The organism is Nocardioides bruguierae (assembly GCF_023656415.1).
GTDB classification, from domain to species: Bacteria; Actinomycetota; Actinomycetes; order Propionibacteriales; family Nocardioidaceae; genus Nocardioides; species Nocardioides bruguierae.
This window is the reverse complement of the sequence record NZ_JAMOIL010000011.1, coordinates 128,232-144,411: the sequence shown is the minus strand read 5'-3', so window position 1 is coordinate 144,411 and position 16,180 is coordinate 128,232. Positions and strand designations below refer to the sequence as shown.

The 16,180-nt window shown below is 74.1% G+C and carries 16 protein-coding genes; 7 read left to right on the top strand and 9 right to left on the bottom strand.

Features of this window, described 5'->3' with window-relative positions; genetic code table 11:
- Nucleotides 1-29 precede the first annotated feature (29 nt).
- Nucleotides 30-428: a phage holin family protein gene (locus M8330_RS10445; protein ID WP_250057164.1), complete on the top strand. Its 399-nt coding sequence runs from the start codon at nt 30-32 to the stop codon at nt 426-428.
- 25 nt (nt 429-453) lie between these two features.
- On the opposite strand, the gene M8330_RS10440 is transcribed toward M8330_RS10445, so the two are convergent.
- The 4 genes from M8330_RS10440 to nth are packed head-to-tail and all read right to left on the bottom strand — an operon-like array spanning nt 454 to nt 3,732.
- Nucleotides 454-1,626 carry a MarP family serine protease gene (locus tag M8330_RS10440; protein ID WP_250827267.1) on the bottom strand — a complete coding sequence of 391 codons (1,173 nt, stop codon included), beginning with the start codon at nt 1,624-1,626 and terminating at the stop codon, nt 454-456.
- Nucleotides 1,623-2,414 carry an NUDIX hydrolase gene (locus M8330_RS10435; protein ID WP_250827266.1) on the bottom strand — a complete coding sequence of 264 codons (792 nt, stop codon included), beginning with the start codon at nt 2,412-2,414 and terminating at the stop codon, nt 1,623-1,625. Before M8330_RS10435 ends, M8330_RS10440 begins: the two co-directional genes overlap by 4 nt.
- Nucleotides 2,411-3,058: a TlpA family protein disulfide reductase gene (locus M8330_RS10430; protein ID WP_250827265.1), complete on the bottom strand. Its 648-nt coding sequence runs from the start codon at nt 3,056-3,058 to the stop codon at nt 2,411-2,413. The genes M8330_RS10435 and M8330_RS10430 overlap by 4 nt, the downstream gene beginning before the upstream one ends.
- Complete coding sequence (gene nth / locus M8330_RS10425; protein ID WP_250827306.1) at nt 3,055-3,732, bottom strand: endonuclease III; 678 nt, start codon at nt 3,730-3,732, stop codon at nt 3,055-3,057. Before nth ends, M8330_RS10430 begins: the two co-directional genes overlap by 4 nt.
- Before the next feature lie 353 nt (nt 3,733-4,085).
- Here nth and M8330_RS10420 point away from each other — a divergent pair, with 353 nt between their 5' ends.
- The 4 genes from M8330_RS10420 to M8330_RS10405 all read left to right on the top strand — a co-directional run bounded on the left by M8330_RS10420 (nt 4,086) and on the right by M8330_RS10405 (nt 9,272).
- Nucleotides 4,086-4,763, top strand: coding sequence for a Crp/Fnr family transcriptional regulator (locus M8330_RS10420; RefSeq protein WP_136569113.1), 678 nt, complete (start codon nt 4,086-4,088; stop codon nt 4,761-4,763).
- A gap of 132 nt (nt 4,764-4,895) precedes the next feature.
- The gene (locus M8330_RS10415) at nt 4,896-5,414 is read left to right on the top strand and encodes a SigE family RNA polymerase sigma factor (protein ID WP_250827264.1); all 519 of its coding nucleotides are present in this window, start codon (nt 4,896-4,898) and stop codon (nt 5,412-5,414) included.
- Nucleotides 5,411-7,792, top strand: a complete 2,382-nt coding sequence (locus M8330_RS10410; RefSeq protein WP_250827263.1) for a TolB-like translocation protein — start codon at nt 5,411-5,413, stop codon at nt 7,790-7,792. Before M8330_RS10415 ends, M8330_RS10410 begins: the two co-directional genes overlap by 4 nt.
- 157 nt (nt 7,793-7,949) lie before the next feature.
- Entirely contained in the window at nt 7,950-9,272 is a 1,323-nt protein-coding gene (locus tag M8330_RS10405) for a calcium:cation antiporter family protein (RefSeq protein ID WP_250827262.1), read from the top strand.
- Between the two features lie 34 nt (nt 9,273-9,306).
- On the opposite strand, the gene M8330_RS10400 is transcribed toward M8330_RS10405, so the two are convergent.
- The 5 genes from M8330_RS10400 to M8330_RS10380 form a co-directional block, all read right to left on the bottom strand.
- Nucleotides 9,307-10,122, bottom strand: a complete 816-nt coding sequence (locus M8330_RS10400; RefSeq protein ID WP_250827261.1) for an MBL fold metallo-hydrolase — start codon at nt 10,120-10,122, stop codon at nt 9,307-9,309.
- Nucleotides 10,119-10,991 (bottom strand): NUDIX hydrolase, encoded by an 873-nt coding sequence (locus M8330_RS10395; protein ID WP_250827260.1) that lies wholly within the window; start codon nt 10,989-10,991, stop codon nt 10,119-10,121. The genes M8330_RS10400 and M8330_RS10395 overlap by 4 nt, the downstream gene beginning before the upstream one ends.
- A gap of 26 nt (nt 10,992-11,017) precedes the next feature.
- A complete protein-coding gene (locus tag M8330_RS10390; protein WP_250057147.1) occupies nt 11,018-11,479 on the bottom strand; it encodes a RidA family protein in 462 nt (153 codons plus the stop codon).
- A gap of 5 nt (nt 11,480-11,484) precedes the next feature.
- A complete protein-coding gene (gene sp36 / locus M8330_RS10385) occupies nt 11,485-11,637 on the bottom strand; it encodes a Sp36 family protein (protein WP_250057145.1) in 153 nt (50 codons plus the stop codon).
- A 98-nt stretch (nt 11,638-11,735) separates the two neighbouring features.
- Entirely contained in the window at nt 11,736-13,442 is a 1,707-nt protein-coding gene (locus tag M8330_RS10380) for a BCCT family transporter (RefSeq protein WP_250827259.1), read from the bottom strand.
- 370 nt (nt 13,443-13,812) lie between these two features.
- On the opposite strand from M8330_RS10380, the gene bagA reads away from it, so the two are divergent.
- Together bagA and bagB are read left to right on the top strand one after the other, a co-directional pair.
- Nucleotides 13,813-14,811, top strand: coding sequence for an ATPase BagA (bagA, locus tag M8330_RS10375; protein ID WP_250057141.1), 999 nt, complete (start codon nt 13,813-13,815; stop codon nt 14,809-14,811).
- Nucleotides 14,808-15,980: an ArsA family ATPase gene (gene bagB / locus M8330_RS10370; protein ID WP_250827258.1), complete on the top strand. Its 1,173-nt coding sequence runs from the start codon at nt 14,808-14,810 to the stop codon at nt 15,978-15,980. The genes bagA and bagB overlap by 4 nt, the downstream gene beginning before the upstream one ends.
- The last annotated feature ends 200 nt before the right edge of the window (nt 15,981-16,180 follow it).

Sequence of the window (16,180 nt, the reverse complement as noted above, 5' to 3'; positions counted from 1 at the left end):
TCGTCGACGAGAAGGAGCACCTGGTCGCCATGGAGCCGGTCAAGGACACCGATCCCACCATCGGCAAGCTCGTCGCCGATGCCAGTCGGGACCTCTCCCTGCTGGTCAAGCAGGAGATCGAGCTGGCCAAGAGCGAGCTGAAGATCAGCGCCAAGTTCGGCGGGATGGGCGTGGCGATGTTCGCCGCCGCCGCGTTCCTGGCGTGCCTGTTCCTCGTGCTGCTCTCGATCACGATCGCCCTGTTCATCAACTGGGACGGTCACGGCCTCCCGCTGATGTGGTCGTTCCTGATCGTGGTGGGCGCCTACGCGCTGATCATCGGCGGGCTCGTCCTCGCGGGCATCCGCAGCGTGAAGAAGGTCCGCGCCCCCGAGCGCGCGATCGCCCAGGGCAAGGAGATCCCGCAGGCGCTCAAGGGCAAGGCCTGACGCTCGGACCGCCCCCTGGGCCGGCTCAGCCGGCGCAGTCCCCCGTGGACACGGCGGACGAGGCGGAGCGGCCCTGCTCGGCGGCCTGGGCGACCTGGTCGGCCGTGAGCGCGTAGCCGGTCTCGGAGTCGGTCACCGACGCCGCGAACACCACCCCGACCACGTCGCCGGTGTTGTCGAGCACCGGGCCGCCGGAGTTGCCGGGGCGCACGAGCCCGCGCAGCGAGTACACCTCGCGCAGCACCGCGCCGTCCCCGTAGATGTCGGGCGAGCGCAGCCGCTGCTCGGCCCGCACGCGGGCGGCCCGGACGTCGTAGGGGCCGTCCAGCGGGTACCCGGCGATCGCGACGGTGTCGCCGACCGAGGTGTCGGCGAAGGACAGCGGCGTGGTGCCGGTGGTGTCCAGGGCGATGACCGCGACGTCGAGGTCGGGGTCGTAGAGCACCACCGTGCCGGGGCTCGCCTCGCCGTCGATGGCGACGTCGGGGTCGGTGATCCCGGAGACGACGTGGGCGTTGGTCATCACGCGGTCGTCGGCGTAGACGAAGCCGGTGCCCTCCACGCCCTCGCCGCAGCGGTTGACGCCGGTGACCCGGACGACGGACCCGGCCGCCGCGACCACGCCGCGGCGGTTGAGCACGCGGTCGTCGCCGGGGCCGACGGCCACGATGTCCTCGGTCGCGAACGGCTCCAGGTAGCGGGGGAAGACGCTGGCGCCGACGAGGGTGTTGAACCCGTCGAGCGCGTTGTCGGCCGAGGTCGGCAGCACGCGGTCGACCTCGGCGAGCACCGCCGAGGAGCGCACCTGGGCGGTGATCCCCGGGATGCGGGTTCCGGAGACCGCGACACCGAGCGCCCACGCCACCAGCAGCACCGCCACGGCCGAGAGCGCCGCTCCACCCACCGCGTCCAGGGCGCGGGCGGGCCGCCAGGTGACGCGACTGCGCACGCGAGCCCCGGTCCACTGGAGCACCGCCTGGCCCACCGAGGCGCAGGCGATGACGATGAACACCGCGGCGATCGAGACCAGCAACGAGGGGCCGACGTCGCCGAGGGCGACGGGTGCCAGCCACACCCCGGCCAGCCCGCCGAGCAGCAGTCCGGAGGTCGCGAACGCGCCGGTGATGAAGCCCTGCCAGTAGCCCGAGAGCGCGTAGGTGGCCGCGAGCACCACCAGCACCCAGTCGAGCGCGTTCACAGGTCGTCCTCGATGTCGAGCAGCCGGGAGCGCCGGCGCGTGGCCTCGTCCGCGGCCAGCATGTAGTCGGGCAGCCCCGCCTCGCGGGAGGTGTCCCACGGCTCGGCCCAGCCCAGGAAGTCCAGCAGGCGGGCGACGATGCCGCCGGTGAAGCCCCACAGCACCACGTCGTGGTCGTCGCCGATGAGGAACCCGGGCCCGCGGTAGCCGCTGGGGTGGACGACGGTCCGCCGGTGCTCGGGGTCGACCAGCTCGGCCAGGGGCGCCCGGTGGATGGCGTGCACCTCGCCCTCGCTGGCGATCCGCACCCGGCTGGGCACCGCCCACCAGCCCAGCACGGGGGTGACGGCGAAGTTGGACGGCGGCAGCCACAGCTCGGGCAGCCGGCCGAAGACCTGCACGCAGCCGGGGTCGAGCCCGACCTCCTCCTGCGCCTCGCGCAGCGCGGCCTCCTCGACGCCCTCGCCGGGGTCCAGCGAGCCGCCGGGGAAGGACACCTGCCCGGGGTGGGAGCGCATGTCGTGGGCCCGCTCCGTCAGCAGCAGCTCACCGGCCTCGCGCCAGGCGAGCGGGTCGGCGGGGTCGACGTCGGCACCGGCGCGCTCGCCGAAGAGCATCAGCACCGCGCCGGGCCGGGCGCTGCCGTCCGCGGGCGGGACGTAGCGGGTCAGGTCGGCGGCGGCCATCCGCTCGGTGGCGGTGCGCACCGGCTCCAGCCACGCGGGGAAGGGCTGCGCCGCCTCGTCCGCGCCCCCGGGGCCGACGACGGGGGCCTCCGCGCCGCTCACAGGTCCACCCCGAGGTGGTCGGCGACGAGCTGCTCGAGCTCGTCGACGGACTCGATCTCGCCGGCCTGCACGTAGCTGACGGTGCCGTCGGCGGCGACGAACGCCGTGGTCGGGAAGCCGACGATCCGCAGGGTGTCGTCGGCGAGCACCGCGCCGTCGGTGTCGGCCACCGAGGGGTAGGTGACGTCGGAGTCGGCGAGCAGCTCCAGCGCGGCCTCGGGCAGCGGGTCGTTGAAGTCCACGCCGAGCAGCGGCACGTCGTCGCCGTGCCGGTCGTGGAACTCGGCCAGCACGGGCAGCTCGGCGCGGCAGGGGCCGCAGGTGGAGTACCAGAAGTTCACGACCAGCGGGCCGCGCAGGTCGGCCAGGTCGACGGCGTCTCCGCCACCGAGGCAGGGCAGCGTCAGCGCGGGCAGGCCGCCCTCGACCGCGCCGTCTCCGGTGCCGGGCACGCAGTCCTCCAGGCCGACCTCGGCCCGCTGCGCCCGCAGCGCACGGGTGTCGACGTCGATGGAGGAGCCGTCGACGACCTGCCCGTCCGTGGCCGTGCCGTCGTCCTCCCCCGTGGAGGAGGGTGCGCAGGCGGCGAGCAGGGGCATTAGCAGGACGACGGCCGCCGCCGCGCCCGCGAGCGAGCGCCTCACGCCCTGCCCTCGGTGCGCACGAGCCTCGCCGCGGCCTCGGGCTCGACGGGGCCCTCGCCGAACGCCGGGCACCAGCGCGAGACCGGGCAGGCGCCGCAGGCCGGCTTCTGGGCGTGGCACCGGCGCCGGCCGTGCCAGATGAGGCGGTGCGAGAGCATCGTCCAGTCACGCTTCTCGAACAGCGCAGCGACGGCGTGCTCGACCTTCACGGGGTCGGTCTCCTCGGTCCAGCCGAAGCGCCGGGCCAGGCGGCCGAAGTGCGTGTCGACGGTGATCCCGGGGACGTCGAAGGCGTTGCCCAGCACGACGTTGGCCGTCTTGCGGCCCACGCCGGGCAGCTTGACCAGGTCCTCCAGGCGCGCCGGCACCTGGCCGTCGTGGTCGGCCACGAGCGCGGCGGAGAGCTTGAGCAGCGACTCGGTCTTGGCGCGGAAGAACCCCAGCGGCCCGACGATCCCCTCCAGCGTCTCCCGGTCCGCGGCGGCCATCGCGCGCGGGTCCGGGTAGGCGGCGAACAGGGTCGGGCGAACGGCGTTGACTCGCTTGTCGGTGGTCTGCGCGGAGAGCACGGTGACCACCAGCAGCTGGAACGGGTCCTCGAAGTCGAGCTCGCAGTGCGCGTCGGGGTAGGTCTCGGCCAGCACGCGGTGGATGCGCCGGGCCCGGCGCACCAGGCCGAGCTCGGTCTCGCCGGCGGTGGAGTAGGCCTTGGGGGCGCGCCGGCGGGCCGTCGTCCCCTGCGTGTTCTCCTGCTGCTGCGCCACGCCCCCGAGCGTACGAGACACCGGTGACAGCCCGGCCTTCCCCGCTCCCCGGCGAGGAGCGGCCGACGACACCACACACCTGACAGACATCTGACATCATGATGATTGGCATGTTCCAGTCGGCACGGACCGGTTCGCAGTCCGAACGGCTGCGAGGTGGTCTGATCGGCGAGGCGGACGCCTGCGTCCGTGCCGGCACCGATAGGATGCCTGTGGCCCGTCCTAGGACGGGTCCCGGAGAAGAAGCGAGTGGGAGGTCCCTGGTGGACAACGACGTACTGCGTCAAGCGCCCCTGTTCAGTGCGCTGGACGACGAGGCAGCCTCGGCGCTGCGCGCCTCGATGACCGAGAGCCGGCTGCGCCGCGGCGAGGTCCTCTTCCACGAGGGCGACGTCGGCGACAAGCTGTACATCGTGCTCGACGGCAAGGTGAAGCTCGGCCGCACCTCGACCGACGGGCGCGAGAACCTGCTCGCGATCCTCGGCCCCGGCCAGATGTTCGGTGAGCTCTCGCTCTTCGACCCGGGCCCGCGCTCGGCCGCCGTCACCGCGGTGACCGACTGCTCCTTCGCCTCGCTCTCGCACGAGGACCTGCTGCGCTGGCTGGAGGGTCGCCCCGTCGTGGCGCGCGGCCTCCTCGCCCAGCTGGCCGGCCGCCTGCGCAAGGCCAACGACGTCGTGGCGGACCTCGTGTTCTCCGACGTCCCCGGCCGTGTCGCCAAGGCGCTGCTCGACCTCGCCGACCGCTTCGGCCGCACCGCCGACGACGGCGTCCACGTCAACCACGACCTCACCCAGGAGGAGCTCGCCCAGCTGGTCGGCGCCTCCCGCGAGACCGTGAACAAGGCCCTGGCCGACTTCGTCAGCCGCGGCTGGCTGCGCCTCGAGCCGCGCTCCGTGGTCATCCTCGACCTCGAGCGCCTCGCCAAGCGCGCCCGCTGACCCACCGGTCGGCACCCCTGAGCGTGCGGACGTCCCCGACGTCCGCCCCGCTCAGGACATTCGAAGAATTCTCCGCGCGACGACCCCCGTCCGCACCCTCGCCTGCGTAGTGAGGGGTGGAAGGGGGTCGTCGTGACTTCGAAAGCAGACTTCGAGCAGTTCGTGCGGGCACGCACCGCCTCGCTGTCGCGCACCGCGTACCTGCTCACCCAGGACGCCCACGCGGCCGAGGACCTCGTGCAGCACGCCCTGCTCCAGGCCGCCCGCGCCTGGCACCGGATCGAGGGCGATCCAGAGCCGTACGTCCGCCGGATCATGTACACCACCAACATCTCGTGGTGGCGGCGCCGCAAGGGCGTGGTCGAGCACGGCCTGGACGCCGCGGGCGACCGCCCCGCCGCGCCCGAGGCCGACCCGGCCGTCCGGCTGACGCTGGCCGACGCGCTCTCACGACTCACCTCCCGCCAGCGCACCGTGCTGGTGCTGCGCTTCTACGAGGACCTCACCGAGGTCGAGACCGCGCGTGTCCTGGGCATCCGGCCCGGTACCGCGAAGTCCCTCACCCGCCAGGCGCTGACCCGCATCCGCGTGGTCGCGCCGGAGCTGGCCGACCTGGTCGGCTCCACCCCCTCCCCCGGAGGTGCCCAGTGAGCCCCACCGACCTGCGTTCCGAGCTGGAGCGCCTCTCCCACGACGCCCCCGACCTGCACCCGGACGTCGAGGCCACCTGGGCGGGCGGTCGCCGGGCGCACCGTCGCGACGTCGCGGTGCGCATCGGCGGGGTCGTGGCCGCCGTCCTGGTGCTGGCCGCCGCCGTCACCGGCCTGCCCCTGCTCTCCCAGCCCGACGACGTGGACCCCGCGGGGCCCGGCGGCGGGTTCCCCTCGACCGTCGTCGAGGTGCCGGTCGAGAGCCTGGACGCCCTCACCACCGCCGACCTCGCCGTGGGCGTCACCGCCGCGATCGAGCGGGTCGACCACGGCGTCGTCGCGGTCTCCGCCGAGGACGGCTCGTACGCGGTGCTCCAGCCCCCGGGCATGGCGTGGCGCAGCGGGCAGGACGTCACGCTCTCCCCCGACGGCACGACACTGGCGTGGTCCGGGAAGTCGGTCGACGGCGGCCGCGGCGACGTCCGCCTCGCCTCGCTGGTCACCGGGGACGTGACCGTCGTCAGCACCGACGTGACCGACGGGCTCACCGTCGAGCAGTGGGCGTGGTCCCCGGCCGGGCGCTACCTGGCCCTCGCCGGCTTCACCAGCACCGCCGACGCCACCCGCGCGGCCGAGGTCTCCGGCGTCGTCGACACCGCCACCGGCGAGACCTGGCGGGTGCCGCAGCGCGGGTCCGACCTGACCGACCTCGAGGTCGCGGTGGACGACGACGGCACCGCCGTCACGGCGACGCGCCGCGCGGTCCTGAGCACCACCCGCGACGGGGAGACCACCGCGCTGTCGCTCGCCCCGAACGGCCGGTTCCCCCTGGCCGTCGACCCGACGGCCGGGCTCGTGATGGACACCGTCGCCCGCGGCCGGACCGGAGGCACCGTGCGACACCGGCTGCTGACCACGGCAGCGGCCGTCCCCGTCCCTGGCCTGGACGACCTCGCCCTCACCGTGGTGGGCGGGAGCCTGTCCGACGGCGCCGGCCACGTGCTGGTCCGCGCGCTCGACGCGGCCGACCACGCCGGCCCCGCCACGCTCCTCGACCTGACCCTGGACCCCGGTGACGGCACCGTCCAGGTCACCGAGGTCGCCACGGTGCCCGAGGGGCTCACCGCCGTGGCGGCCGACCTGGCCCGCACCAGCGTGCAGGTCACCGAGCCCACCTGGCCCACGACCGACACCGGCCTGCCCTGGTACTGGGCGGCGCTGGGCCTGGTGGGCGTCTACCTCCTGGCGGGCGTCCTCACGCTCGGGATGCGCCGGGGGCGGCTGCCGCTGCTCGCGGGCGTCCTCGTCGTGGGCATGGCGCTCTGGCTGGCCTTCCTCGGCGTCGACGACCGGCCCGAGCAGGCTCGCGCGGGGGTCCCGAGGACGCTCGTCGCGGTGCCCGACTCGCTCCTGTCCGAGCCCGCGACAACCCTGGCCGTCGGTGTCCAGGGCGCCGCCTGGGCGCAGGAGACCGACGACGCCACCTCGGTGGTCGTGACCGTCGACCCGTGGGGGCGGTACCGCGCCCTCGACCTGCCCGGCTGGGTCGGTGGCGAGCCCACCGCCACCGCGGCCGTGCAGCCGGCACTGGCACTCTCGCCCGACGGGTCGCGGCTCGCCTACGCCTGGTCAGAGCCGCCGGCCCCGTTCGACGCGCAGGCGGACGCCCCGACGACCGTGGCCAGCGGCGTCGCGGTGCTCGACCTGCGCACCGGCGAGGTCACCACCACCGACCTGACCCCCGACCTGCCGACGGGCGTCGCCGCCCTGGCCACCCAGCTCGCGTGGTCGCCCTCGGGGGCCTGGGTCTCCTTCTCCGGTGACGCCGCGCAGGAGTGGACCACCAGCAGCGTGGGCGGCCGCGTCTCGATCGTGGGGCGCGTCCCCGTCGTGGGCGACGGCGCCCCCGACGTCGCGGAGGCGTCCGAGACCCCGCTGCTGGGACTCTCCGTCACCGACGACGGAGCCATCACGTGGGTGAACGCGGAGAAGGGCAGCAGCAGCACGGCGTCGACGCGCGCACTGCGCTCGGCCCAGGCCGGGGGCGGACGGGTCATGACGACCGTGGGCTCCCGGGTCCTCGTGTCCTCCACCTCGGCCGGCGGCGGCACCGTCGCGGCCGTGGGAGGCGGTCAGCACACCCCGCTGATCCGCACCGACCCCGAGCTGAGCGCCACGCTCTCCGTGGCCGGCGGGCTCCTCCAGCAGCCGGACCGCCCCCTCAAGGCCTCCACCGTCGCGCCCGGGGCGCTGCCGTGGAGCTGGGTGGGCCACTGGACCCTGCAGCGCTGGCTGGTCGCCGGCACCGGCGGCGTCCTGGTCCTGCTGCTCGGCCTCGGCACCGTCGCCGGCTTCCGCGGGCGCCGTCACCCCGCCTGATCCCCCAAGCCCCCCCCCCGCCCCCCAGCCTCACCTTCCGCCGAGTCGGCAGTGACGTGCTGCCGACTCGGCGGTGAGTCGGCAGCAGCTTTCTGGCGCGGGCCGCGCGCCGGGCGGGGTGATGCCTCGCGCCGAGCGGACACGACAGGGTGGGCCCATGTCCACGAGCACCGACGCGCCGGTCGCGACCCGACCGCCGCTCCCGCTGGCGATCGCGGCGCTGCTGGCGCTGCCCGGCACGTACCTGGGGGCCGCGGCCTACCTGGGCGGGCCGGCACCCGAGATCGCGGCCCCCGTGCAGGTGCTGGTCTACGGCCTGGCGATCGTCGGGGCAGCCTTCCTGCTCTCGTGGGCGGCCGAGGCGGTGCAGGTCGACATCAACGCCGGCCTCGCGCTGGCCCTGCTGGCGCTGGTGGCCGTGCTGCCGGAGTACGCGGTCGACTTCGTCTTCACGACCCAGTGCGGCGGCGAGTTCGCGGCCGACGGCGGCAGCCCCGAGGTCTGCGGCCTGGCCCTGGCGAACATGACCGGCGCCAACCGGGTGCTCGTCGGCGTCGGGTGGCCCCTGGTCGTGCTCGTGGCGACGCTGGCGCTGTGGCGCAGCCGCAAGGAGGCCAAGCAGGTCGACCACCACGCGGCCGAGGTGCGCCTGGCTCCCGCGATGTCGGTGGAGGTGGTCTTCCTCGGGATCGCCACCCTGTACTCGCTGACCCTGCCCCTGCGCAGCAGCCTCACGCTGATCGACTCGGCCGTCTTCCTGCTCATCTTCGCGGGCTACGCCTGGCGGCTCTCGCGCATGGAGTCCTCCGAGCCCGATCTGCTGGGCACGTCCGCGTGGATGGGCGGCCTCGACACCCGCCCCCGGCGGGCCTGGGTGATCGGCACCTTCGTCGTCGCCGGCCTGATGATCCTCGCGTGCGCCGAGCACTTCGCCGAGTCGCTCACCACCACCGGCGAGGAGCTGGGCGTCTCCCAGTTCCTGCTGGTGCAGTGGATCGCGCCGCTGGCCAGCGAGTCCCCCGAGCTGATCGTCGCCTGCCTCTACGCGTGGCGGCTCAAGGCCGACGACTCCCTCGGCGCGCTGCTCTCCTCCAAGGTCAACCAGTGGACGCTGCTGGTCGGCGGTCTCCCCCTCGTCTTCGCCCTCTCCGCCGGCACCGTCGCAGGGCTGCCGATCGACACCGAGCAGCGCTTCGAGCTGCTGATCACCGCCGCCCAGTCGCTGTTCGCGGTGGCGCTGCTGCTCGACCTCCGCCTCTCGGCGCGGGACGCCGGCGTGCTGCTGGGCCTGTTCACCACCCAGTTCCTGGTCAGCGTCCTGGGCACCGACGCGATGAACACGTACGTGATCGTCGCCCTCTCGATCGTCTACGTCGGCTGGTCGGCCCTGCGGGTCGGCCGGCGCCTCGGCGTCACCCGGCGCCTGGTGCGCGACGGCGTCGTCACCCCCATGTCCGAGCTCTCCACCGAGGCCGCCTGAGCCGCGTCCGGCGACGCGGACGTGGTCGGCGTGCTCAGCCGGCCAGGTAGGCGAGCTGGGCGCGGACGCTGAGCTCCGCGGCGGGCCACAGGACGGGGTCGACGTCCGCGTAGACGACCTCCACCACGTCACGGGCGTGGTCGAGCAGCGCCGGGTCGTGCAGGGCCAGGCCGAGGGCGTCGGCCGCCTGCTCCACCTGCTCGAGCCGGTCCACGCGGTGGGCGCGGTAGGCGTCCAGCACGTCCACGGCGGAGGCCAGCACCGGGCCGTGGCCCGGCCACACCGAGGCCGCCCCCACCTCGGAGGCCAGCGCGTGCAGCCGCTCCAGCGAGCCCAGGTAGGCCCCCAGCTCGCCGTCGGGGTGGGCGACCATCGTGGTCCCGCGGCCCAGCACGGTGTCGCCGGTGAGCAGGGCCCGCTCGGCGGGCAGCCAGAACGACAGCGAGTCGGCGGTGTGCCCCGGGGTGGCCACCACGTGCAGCTCGAGTCCGTCGACGTCGACCACGTCGCCGTCCGCGAGGCCCTCGTCGCCGAGGGTGAGGGCCGGGTCGAGGGCGCGGACGCCGCAGCCGACCCGCTCGGCGAAGGTGCGGGCCGCCTCGGCGTGGTCGGCGTGGTGGTGGGTGAGCAGGACTGCGGCCACCGACCCGGCCATCTCCTCGGCCGCGCCCGCCACGGCGTCCAGGTGCGCCACGAGCTCGGGGCCGGGGTCGACCACCAGCGCCCGCCGGGCACCGGGCTCGGCCAGCACCCACGTGTTGGTGCCGTCCAGCGTCATGGGACCCGCGTTGTCGGCGAGCACGCAGCGGCCTCGCTCGCCGAAGGCTCCGCCCACCCAGTCGGTGCTCACGCGCGGCCCCGCCCGACCAGCAGCCGCTGGAGCCGGTCGGGGTAGCGGAAGCGCCACTCGCCGTCGGTCTCGACGGGCTGCGGGCAGAACATCTCCAGCCGCCGCCCGGCCCCGTCCTCCAGGACCGCCGCGACGGAGTCGAACGCACCGACCTCGAGGGAGGTCAGGTAGGTCGGCGGCATCATGGCCACCTCGCCGGTCTCGGCGCGTGCGGCCTGCGCGCCGGCCGGCGCCCACTCCACCGAGGAGGACTCCCCCGAGACGTCCCGGGTCGCGCAGCCCGCGGGCAGGGCCGCGACCAGGAACCAGGTGCGGTAGCGACGCGGCTCGATCTCGGGCGTGAGCCACGCGTCCCACGGCGCCAGCAGGTCGCTGCGGAGCACGAGGCCGCGGCGGGTCAGCAGCTCCGAGAGCGAGCAGGCGCGGGTCTCGCAGGCGACGCGGTCGGCCTCCCACGCGGCACCCTCGGTGGGGACGACGACCTCCGAGCCCGGCTCGGAGGCCAGCAGGACGCCGGACTCCTCGAACGTCTCGCGCACCGCGGCGGCCACGACGGCGCGTGCCTCGTCCTGCGTGCAGCCCAGGCGCTCGGCCCACCACGAGACGGGCGGGCCGGCCCAGGGCAGGTCCGCCGAGGCGTCCCGGGCGTCGACCCCGCCGCCGGGGTAGACGGCCATGCCCGCGGCGAACGCCATCGAGCGCTGCCGCAGCAGGTAGTAGGTCTCCACGCCGCCGGGCCCGTCGCGCAGCAGCAGCACGGTGGCCGCGTCGCGGGGCTCGGCGGCCCGCCGTCGTCCCGCGGCGTGCTCCCGGACGGCCTCGACGAGGCTGTCCGGGAGCGGCGCGGGCGGGATCGGGACGTGCGGCACGGGGTCTCCGGGCGGGTCGGGGGAGGTCAGGCGACCTCGACGACCATCTCCACCTCGACGGGCGAGTCGAGCGGCAGCACCGGCACGCCGACGGCGGAGCGGGCGTGCACGCCGGCCTCGCCGAAGGCCTGGCCGAGCAGCTCGGAGGCGCCGTTGGCCACGCCGGGCTGGCCGGTGAAGTCGGGGGTCGAGGCGATGAACGCGACGACCTTGACGATGCGGACGACCTGGTCGAGGTCACCGATCTCGGCCTTCACCGCGGCGATGGCGTTGAGCACGCACTGCTGCGCGCAGGCGAACGCCTCCTCGGCCGTGACCTCGCCACCGACCTTGCCGGTGGTCATCAGCTCGCCGGCCCGCATCGGCAGCTGGCCGGAGGTGTAGACGTAGGAGCCGGTGCGCACGGCCGGGGTGTAGGCCGCGACGGGCTTCACCACGTCGGGGACGGACAGGCCCAGCTCGGCCAGGCGGCTCTCGACGACGCCCACGGCACTCACTCCGCGGGGCGCTTGAGGAAGGCGATCAGCCCGCCCTGCGCGTTCGTGTGGATGGCGACGAGCTCCCAGCCGTCCTCGCCGAAGTTGTTGAGCATGAGGGCCTCGTTGTGGAGCGGGATCGGCGCCACCTGGTACTGCCACTTGGTCATGCCCGCACCCTACTGGCCCGCTCCGGACGCGACACCGCCCCCGACGCAGGTGCGTCGGGGGCGGTCCGGCCGTGGTGCGGCGAGCGGGGCGAGGAGCGTCAGCGCTTCTCGGTCGTCGTCGCGGAGAGGTTGATCGAGTCGTCCTCGTGGATCTCGTTGGCGACCTCGCGGGCCAGCCAGCGGCGCTTGCGGCGCTCGATGGCCTTGTGCTCGCCCAGAAGGGCCTTGGCCAGCGCGATCATCATCAGGATCATCACGATGCTGAACGGCACCGCCACCAGGATCGACATCGTCTGCAGCGCCCCGAGTCCACCGGCGAGCAGCAGCACGGCGGCGACCAGGCCCTCCATCGTGGCCCAGAAGGCACGGCTCCAGCGCGGCGGGTTGGTGTTGCCGCCCTCGGAGAGCATGTCGACCACGAACGAGCCGGAGTCGGAGCTGGTCACGAAGAAGACCACGATCAGGACGATCGCGACCACGCTGAGCACGGTGCCCGCGGGCAGCTTGTCGAGCATCTCGAACAGCGCGGTGTTGGAGTTGACCGTGCCGTCGGCGCTGATCAGACCGCCCTGGCCGTAGACCTCGCGGTAGAGGGCGGAGCCGCCCAGGACCGAGAACCACAGGAACGTGACCAGGGTCGGCACCAGCAGGACGCCGGCGACGAACTCACGGACGGTGCGACCGCGGGAGATGCGGGCGATGAAGACGCCGACGAAGGGCGCCCAGCTGATCCACCAGCCCCAGTAGTAGGTCGTCCAGGACGACAGGAAGCTCGCGCCCGCGTCACCCGTGAACGGGCGGACGTTGAACGCCATCTGGAAGAAGTTCTGCAGGTACGACCCGATCTGGGTGACGAAGTCGCTGAGCAGGAAGACGGTCGGGCCGAGCACCAGGACGGCCGCGAGCAGCAGCGCCGCGACGACCAGGTTGATGTTCGAGAGCAGCTTGATGCCCTTGTCGACGCCCGAGAGCACCGAGGCGAGGGCGAACGCGGTGATGACCGCGATCAGCACCACGAGGATCGGCGTGGTGGCCTCGTCGAGGACGCCGAGGAAGGCCAGGCCGCTGCCGACCTGGCTCACGCCGAGGCCGAGCGAGGTGGCGACGCCGAACAGGGTGCCGACGATGGCGATGACGTCGACGACGTCACCCCAGAAGCCCAGGATGCGCTTGCCGAACAGGGGCTCGAGCGCGTAGCGGATCGAGATCGGGCGGCCCTTGCGGTGCACCGCGTAGGCGATGGCGAGGCCGACGACCACGTAGATGGCCCAGGCGTGCAGGCCCCAGTGCAGGAACGTGATGTCCATGGCGGTGCGCGCGGTGGCACCGATGGTGCTGGAGTCGGTGCCGGGCACCGGGCTCGCGAGGTAGTTCAGCGGCTCGGCGACGCCCCAGTAGACGAGGCCGATGCCCATGCCGGCCGCGAACAGCATCGCGAACCAGCTCATGAGGCCGAACTCGGGCTCCTCGTCGTCGGTGCGGCCGAGCACGACCTGGCCGACGGGCGCGGCCATCAGCCACAGCGAGAAGAAGACGAAGGAGGAGACCAGGGCGATGTAGTACCACCCGATGTCCTGCACGACGGTGTTGTTCACCTTGGTGATGAAGTCGCCGAAGGGGCCGGGCACGACCAGGGCGACGACGACGAGCGCCAGGATGATGCCGGCGGAGGGCAGGAACACCCGGGGCGCCGCGAGGAGGCCGCGGTGCTCGGGCTCCTGCGGCGGGCGGAGGTCGCCCGAGCCGTCACGCTCGGGCTGGTCGCCCATCTCGGCGACTCGGTCTGTCGGAGGACTGCTGGTCATGGAACCTCTCCATCGGGGGGACAACGGCCGTTGACACTGATTGCCCGAACCGGCTAGTGCCAATCACCCGCGGCGCGACTTTTACTCAGGTCACTCTCAGGACCCGGCGCACACGGCAGGGCGCGGACGGGGCGGACGCCTCACCCGTCAGGGGGCACGAAACCGCCTCCGACCTGGCACGACACCGACTCCGAGAACGTCGGGCAGCGCGGTCGAACAACCATCCACCCTGCCGGTCCAGACCGCTGGAGTCACATCGGCGACACCTGTCATGCCCGTCCCGACGGGTCCGGTGGCCCGGCTCACGCGGGCCCGGAGCACCCACCCCGAAGGCCACCCGCGCCCGCGGCGGCCGCCCTAGGCTGGGCTCGTGACCTCCCCCTGGCCCCGCGCCCGACTGCACGTGGTGACGGGCAAGGGCGGCACCGGCAAGTCCACCGTGGCCGCGGCGCTGGCGCTGGCGCTGGCCTCCCACGGCAAGCAGGTCCTGCTGTGCGAGGTCGAGGGGCGCCAGGGCATCGCCCGGATGTTCGACGTCGACCCCTTGCCCTACGCCGAGACCCGGATCGCCACCGGGCTGCGCGACGAGCGGGGCCCCGGCAGCGTGCACGCGCTCAACATCGACCCCGAGGCCGCGCTGCTGGAGTACCTGGCCATGTACTACCGCCTCGGCCGGGCGGGCAAGGCGCTGGAGAAGTTCGGCGTGGTCGAGTTCGCCACCACCATCGCCCCCGGCGTGCGCGACGTGCTGCTCACCGGCAAGGTCTACGAGGCCGTGCACCGCAACGCGCGCAACCGTGGGGCGACCGAGTACGACGCCGTCGTCCTCGACGCCCCGCCCACGGGCCGGATCTCCCAGTTCCTCGGGGTCTCGGACGAGGTCGCGGGGCTGGCCAAGGTCGGGCCGGTGAAGAAGCAGGCCGACCAGATGATGTCGCTGTTCCGCTCCCCGCGCACCGCCGTCCACCTCGTCACCGTGCTGGAGGAGATGCCCGTGCAGGAGACCGCCGACGGCATCGCCGAGCTGCGCCGCCACGGGCTGCCCGTGGGCGGGGTGGTGGTCAACCAGGTGCGCCCGCACGACGTCTCGGACGACGACCTCGCGCTCGCCCTCGCCGGCCGGCTCGACAAGGAGGCACTGGGCCGCGAGCTCGAGCACGCCGGGGTGCGGCCCACCAAGGTGCTGCTCGACGGCCTCGCCTCCGAGGCCCGTGACCACGCCGAGCGCCGCGCGCTCGAGGACGCGCAGCGCGAGGTGGTCGCCGACCTCGACGTGCCGGTCGCCGAGCTGGGCCGGCTCCCCGGCGGCGTCGACCTCGGCGCCCTCTACGAGCTGGCCGCCGACCTGCGCGGGCAGGGGTTCGCGTGAGCCGGCAGGAGCGGGTCGGTCCCCAGGGTCGGCGCACCGACCCGGCCGGCGTCCTCGACGTGGACGCGCTGCTGGACGACCGCGCCACCGGGATCATCGTGTGCTGCGGCTCGGGCGGGGTCGGCAAGACGACCACGTCGGCCGCCCTGGCCCTGCGCGCGGCCGAGCGGGGCCGCCGCGTCGTGGTGCTGACCATCGACCCCGCGCGTCGACTCGCACAGTCGCTGGGCATCGAGAAGCTCGACAACACCCCGCGCCCCGTCGTCGGGATCGACGAGAGCGCCGGCGGCGGCCTCGACGCGATGATGCTGGACATGAAGCGCACGTTCGACGACGTCGTGCTCAGCCAGGCCGGCCAGGAGCGCGCCCGCGCGATCCTGGAGAACCCGTTCTACGTGGCCCTCTCGAGCTCGTTCGCGGGCACGCAGGAGTACATGGCCATGGAGAAGCTGGGGCAGGTCCGGGCGCAGGCCCGCGCGGAGGGCACCTACGACCTGATCGTCGTGGACACCCCGCCCTCGCGCTCGGCGCTGGACTTCCTCGACGCCCCCGAGCGGCTCTCCAGCTTCCTGGACGGCCGCTTCCTGCGGCTCATGCTCGCGCCGGCCAAGGGCCCGGCGCGGCTGATGACGGCCGGCCTCGGGCTGGTGACGGGCGCGCTGACCAAGATCCTCGGCGCCCAGATCCTCACCGACCTGCAGACCTTCGTGGCCGCGCTCGACACCGTCTTCGGCGGGTTCCGGGCCCGCGCGCAGCAGACCTACGCCCTGCTCCAGGCCGAGGAGACGGCCTTCGTGGTCGTCGCCGCGCCCGAGCCGGACGCGCTGCGCGAGGCCGCCTACTTCGTCGAGCGCCTCGACGGCGACGCGATGCCGCTCGCGGGCATGGTCGTGAACCGCACGACCCCGGAGCCGCGCAGCAAGCTGTCGGCCGAGGAGGCGCGGGCCGCCGTCGAGCGTCTACGTGGACGACGGCAGGGCGGCCTGGCCGCCGGGCTGCTGCGCCTGCACGCCGACCGGTGGTCGGCCGTGCGTCGCGAGCAGCAGCTGTGCAGCCGCTTCACCGCTGCGCACCCCGACGTGGCCACCACGCAGGTGGCCGCGCTGCCCGGCGACGTGCACGACCTCAAGGGCCTGCGCCGGGTGGGCGCGCTGCTGTCTCGCGCCTGAGCCCGGTGCCGGCGACGTTGCCGGGCACCGGGACGCACGCGTGCCACCCGCCACCGGGAGGCGGCGGGTGGTCCGGGGCGGACCGGCCTGGAGGTGTGCCGGTCGGCCGCGGATCAGCGTGTCAGCGAGCCGGGCCGGTCGCGGGTCGCGACCGGGTGCTGCGTGCGTGGTGCTGGTGCTGCGGTGGTGCGCCGGGCCGG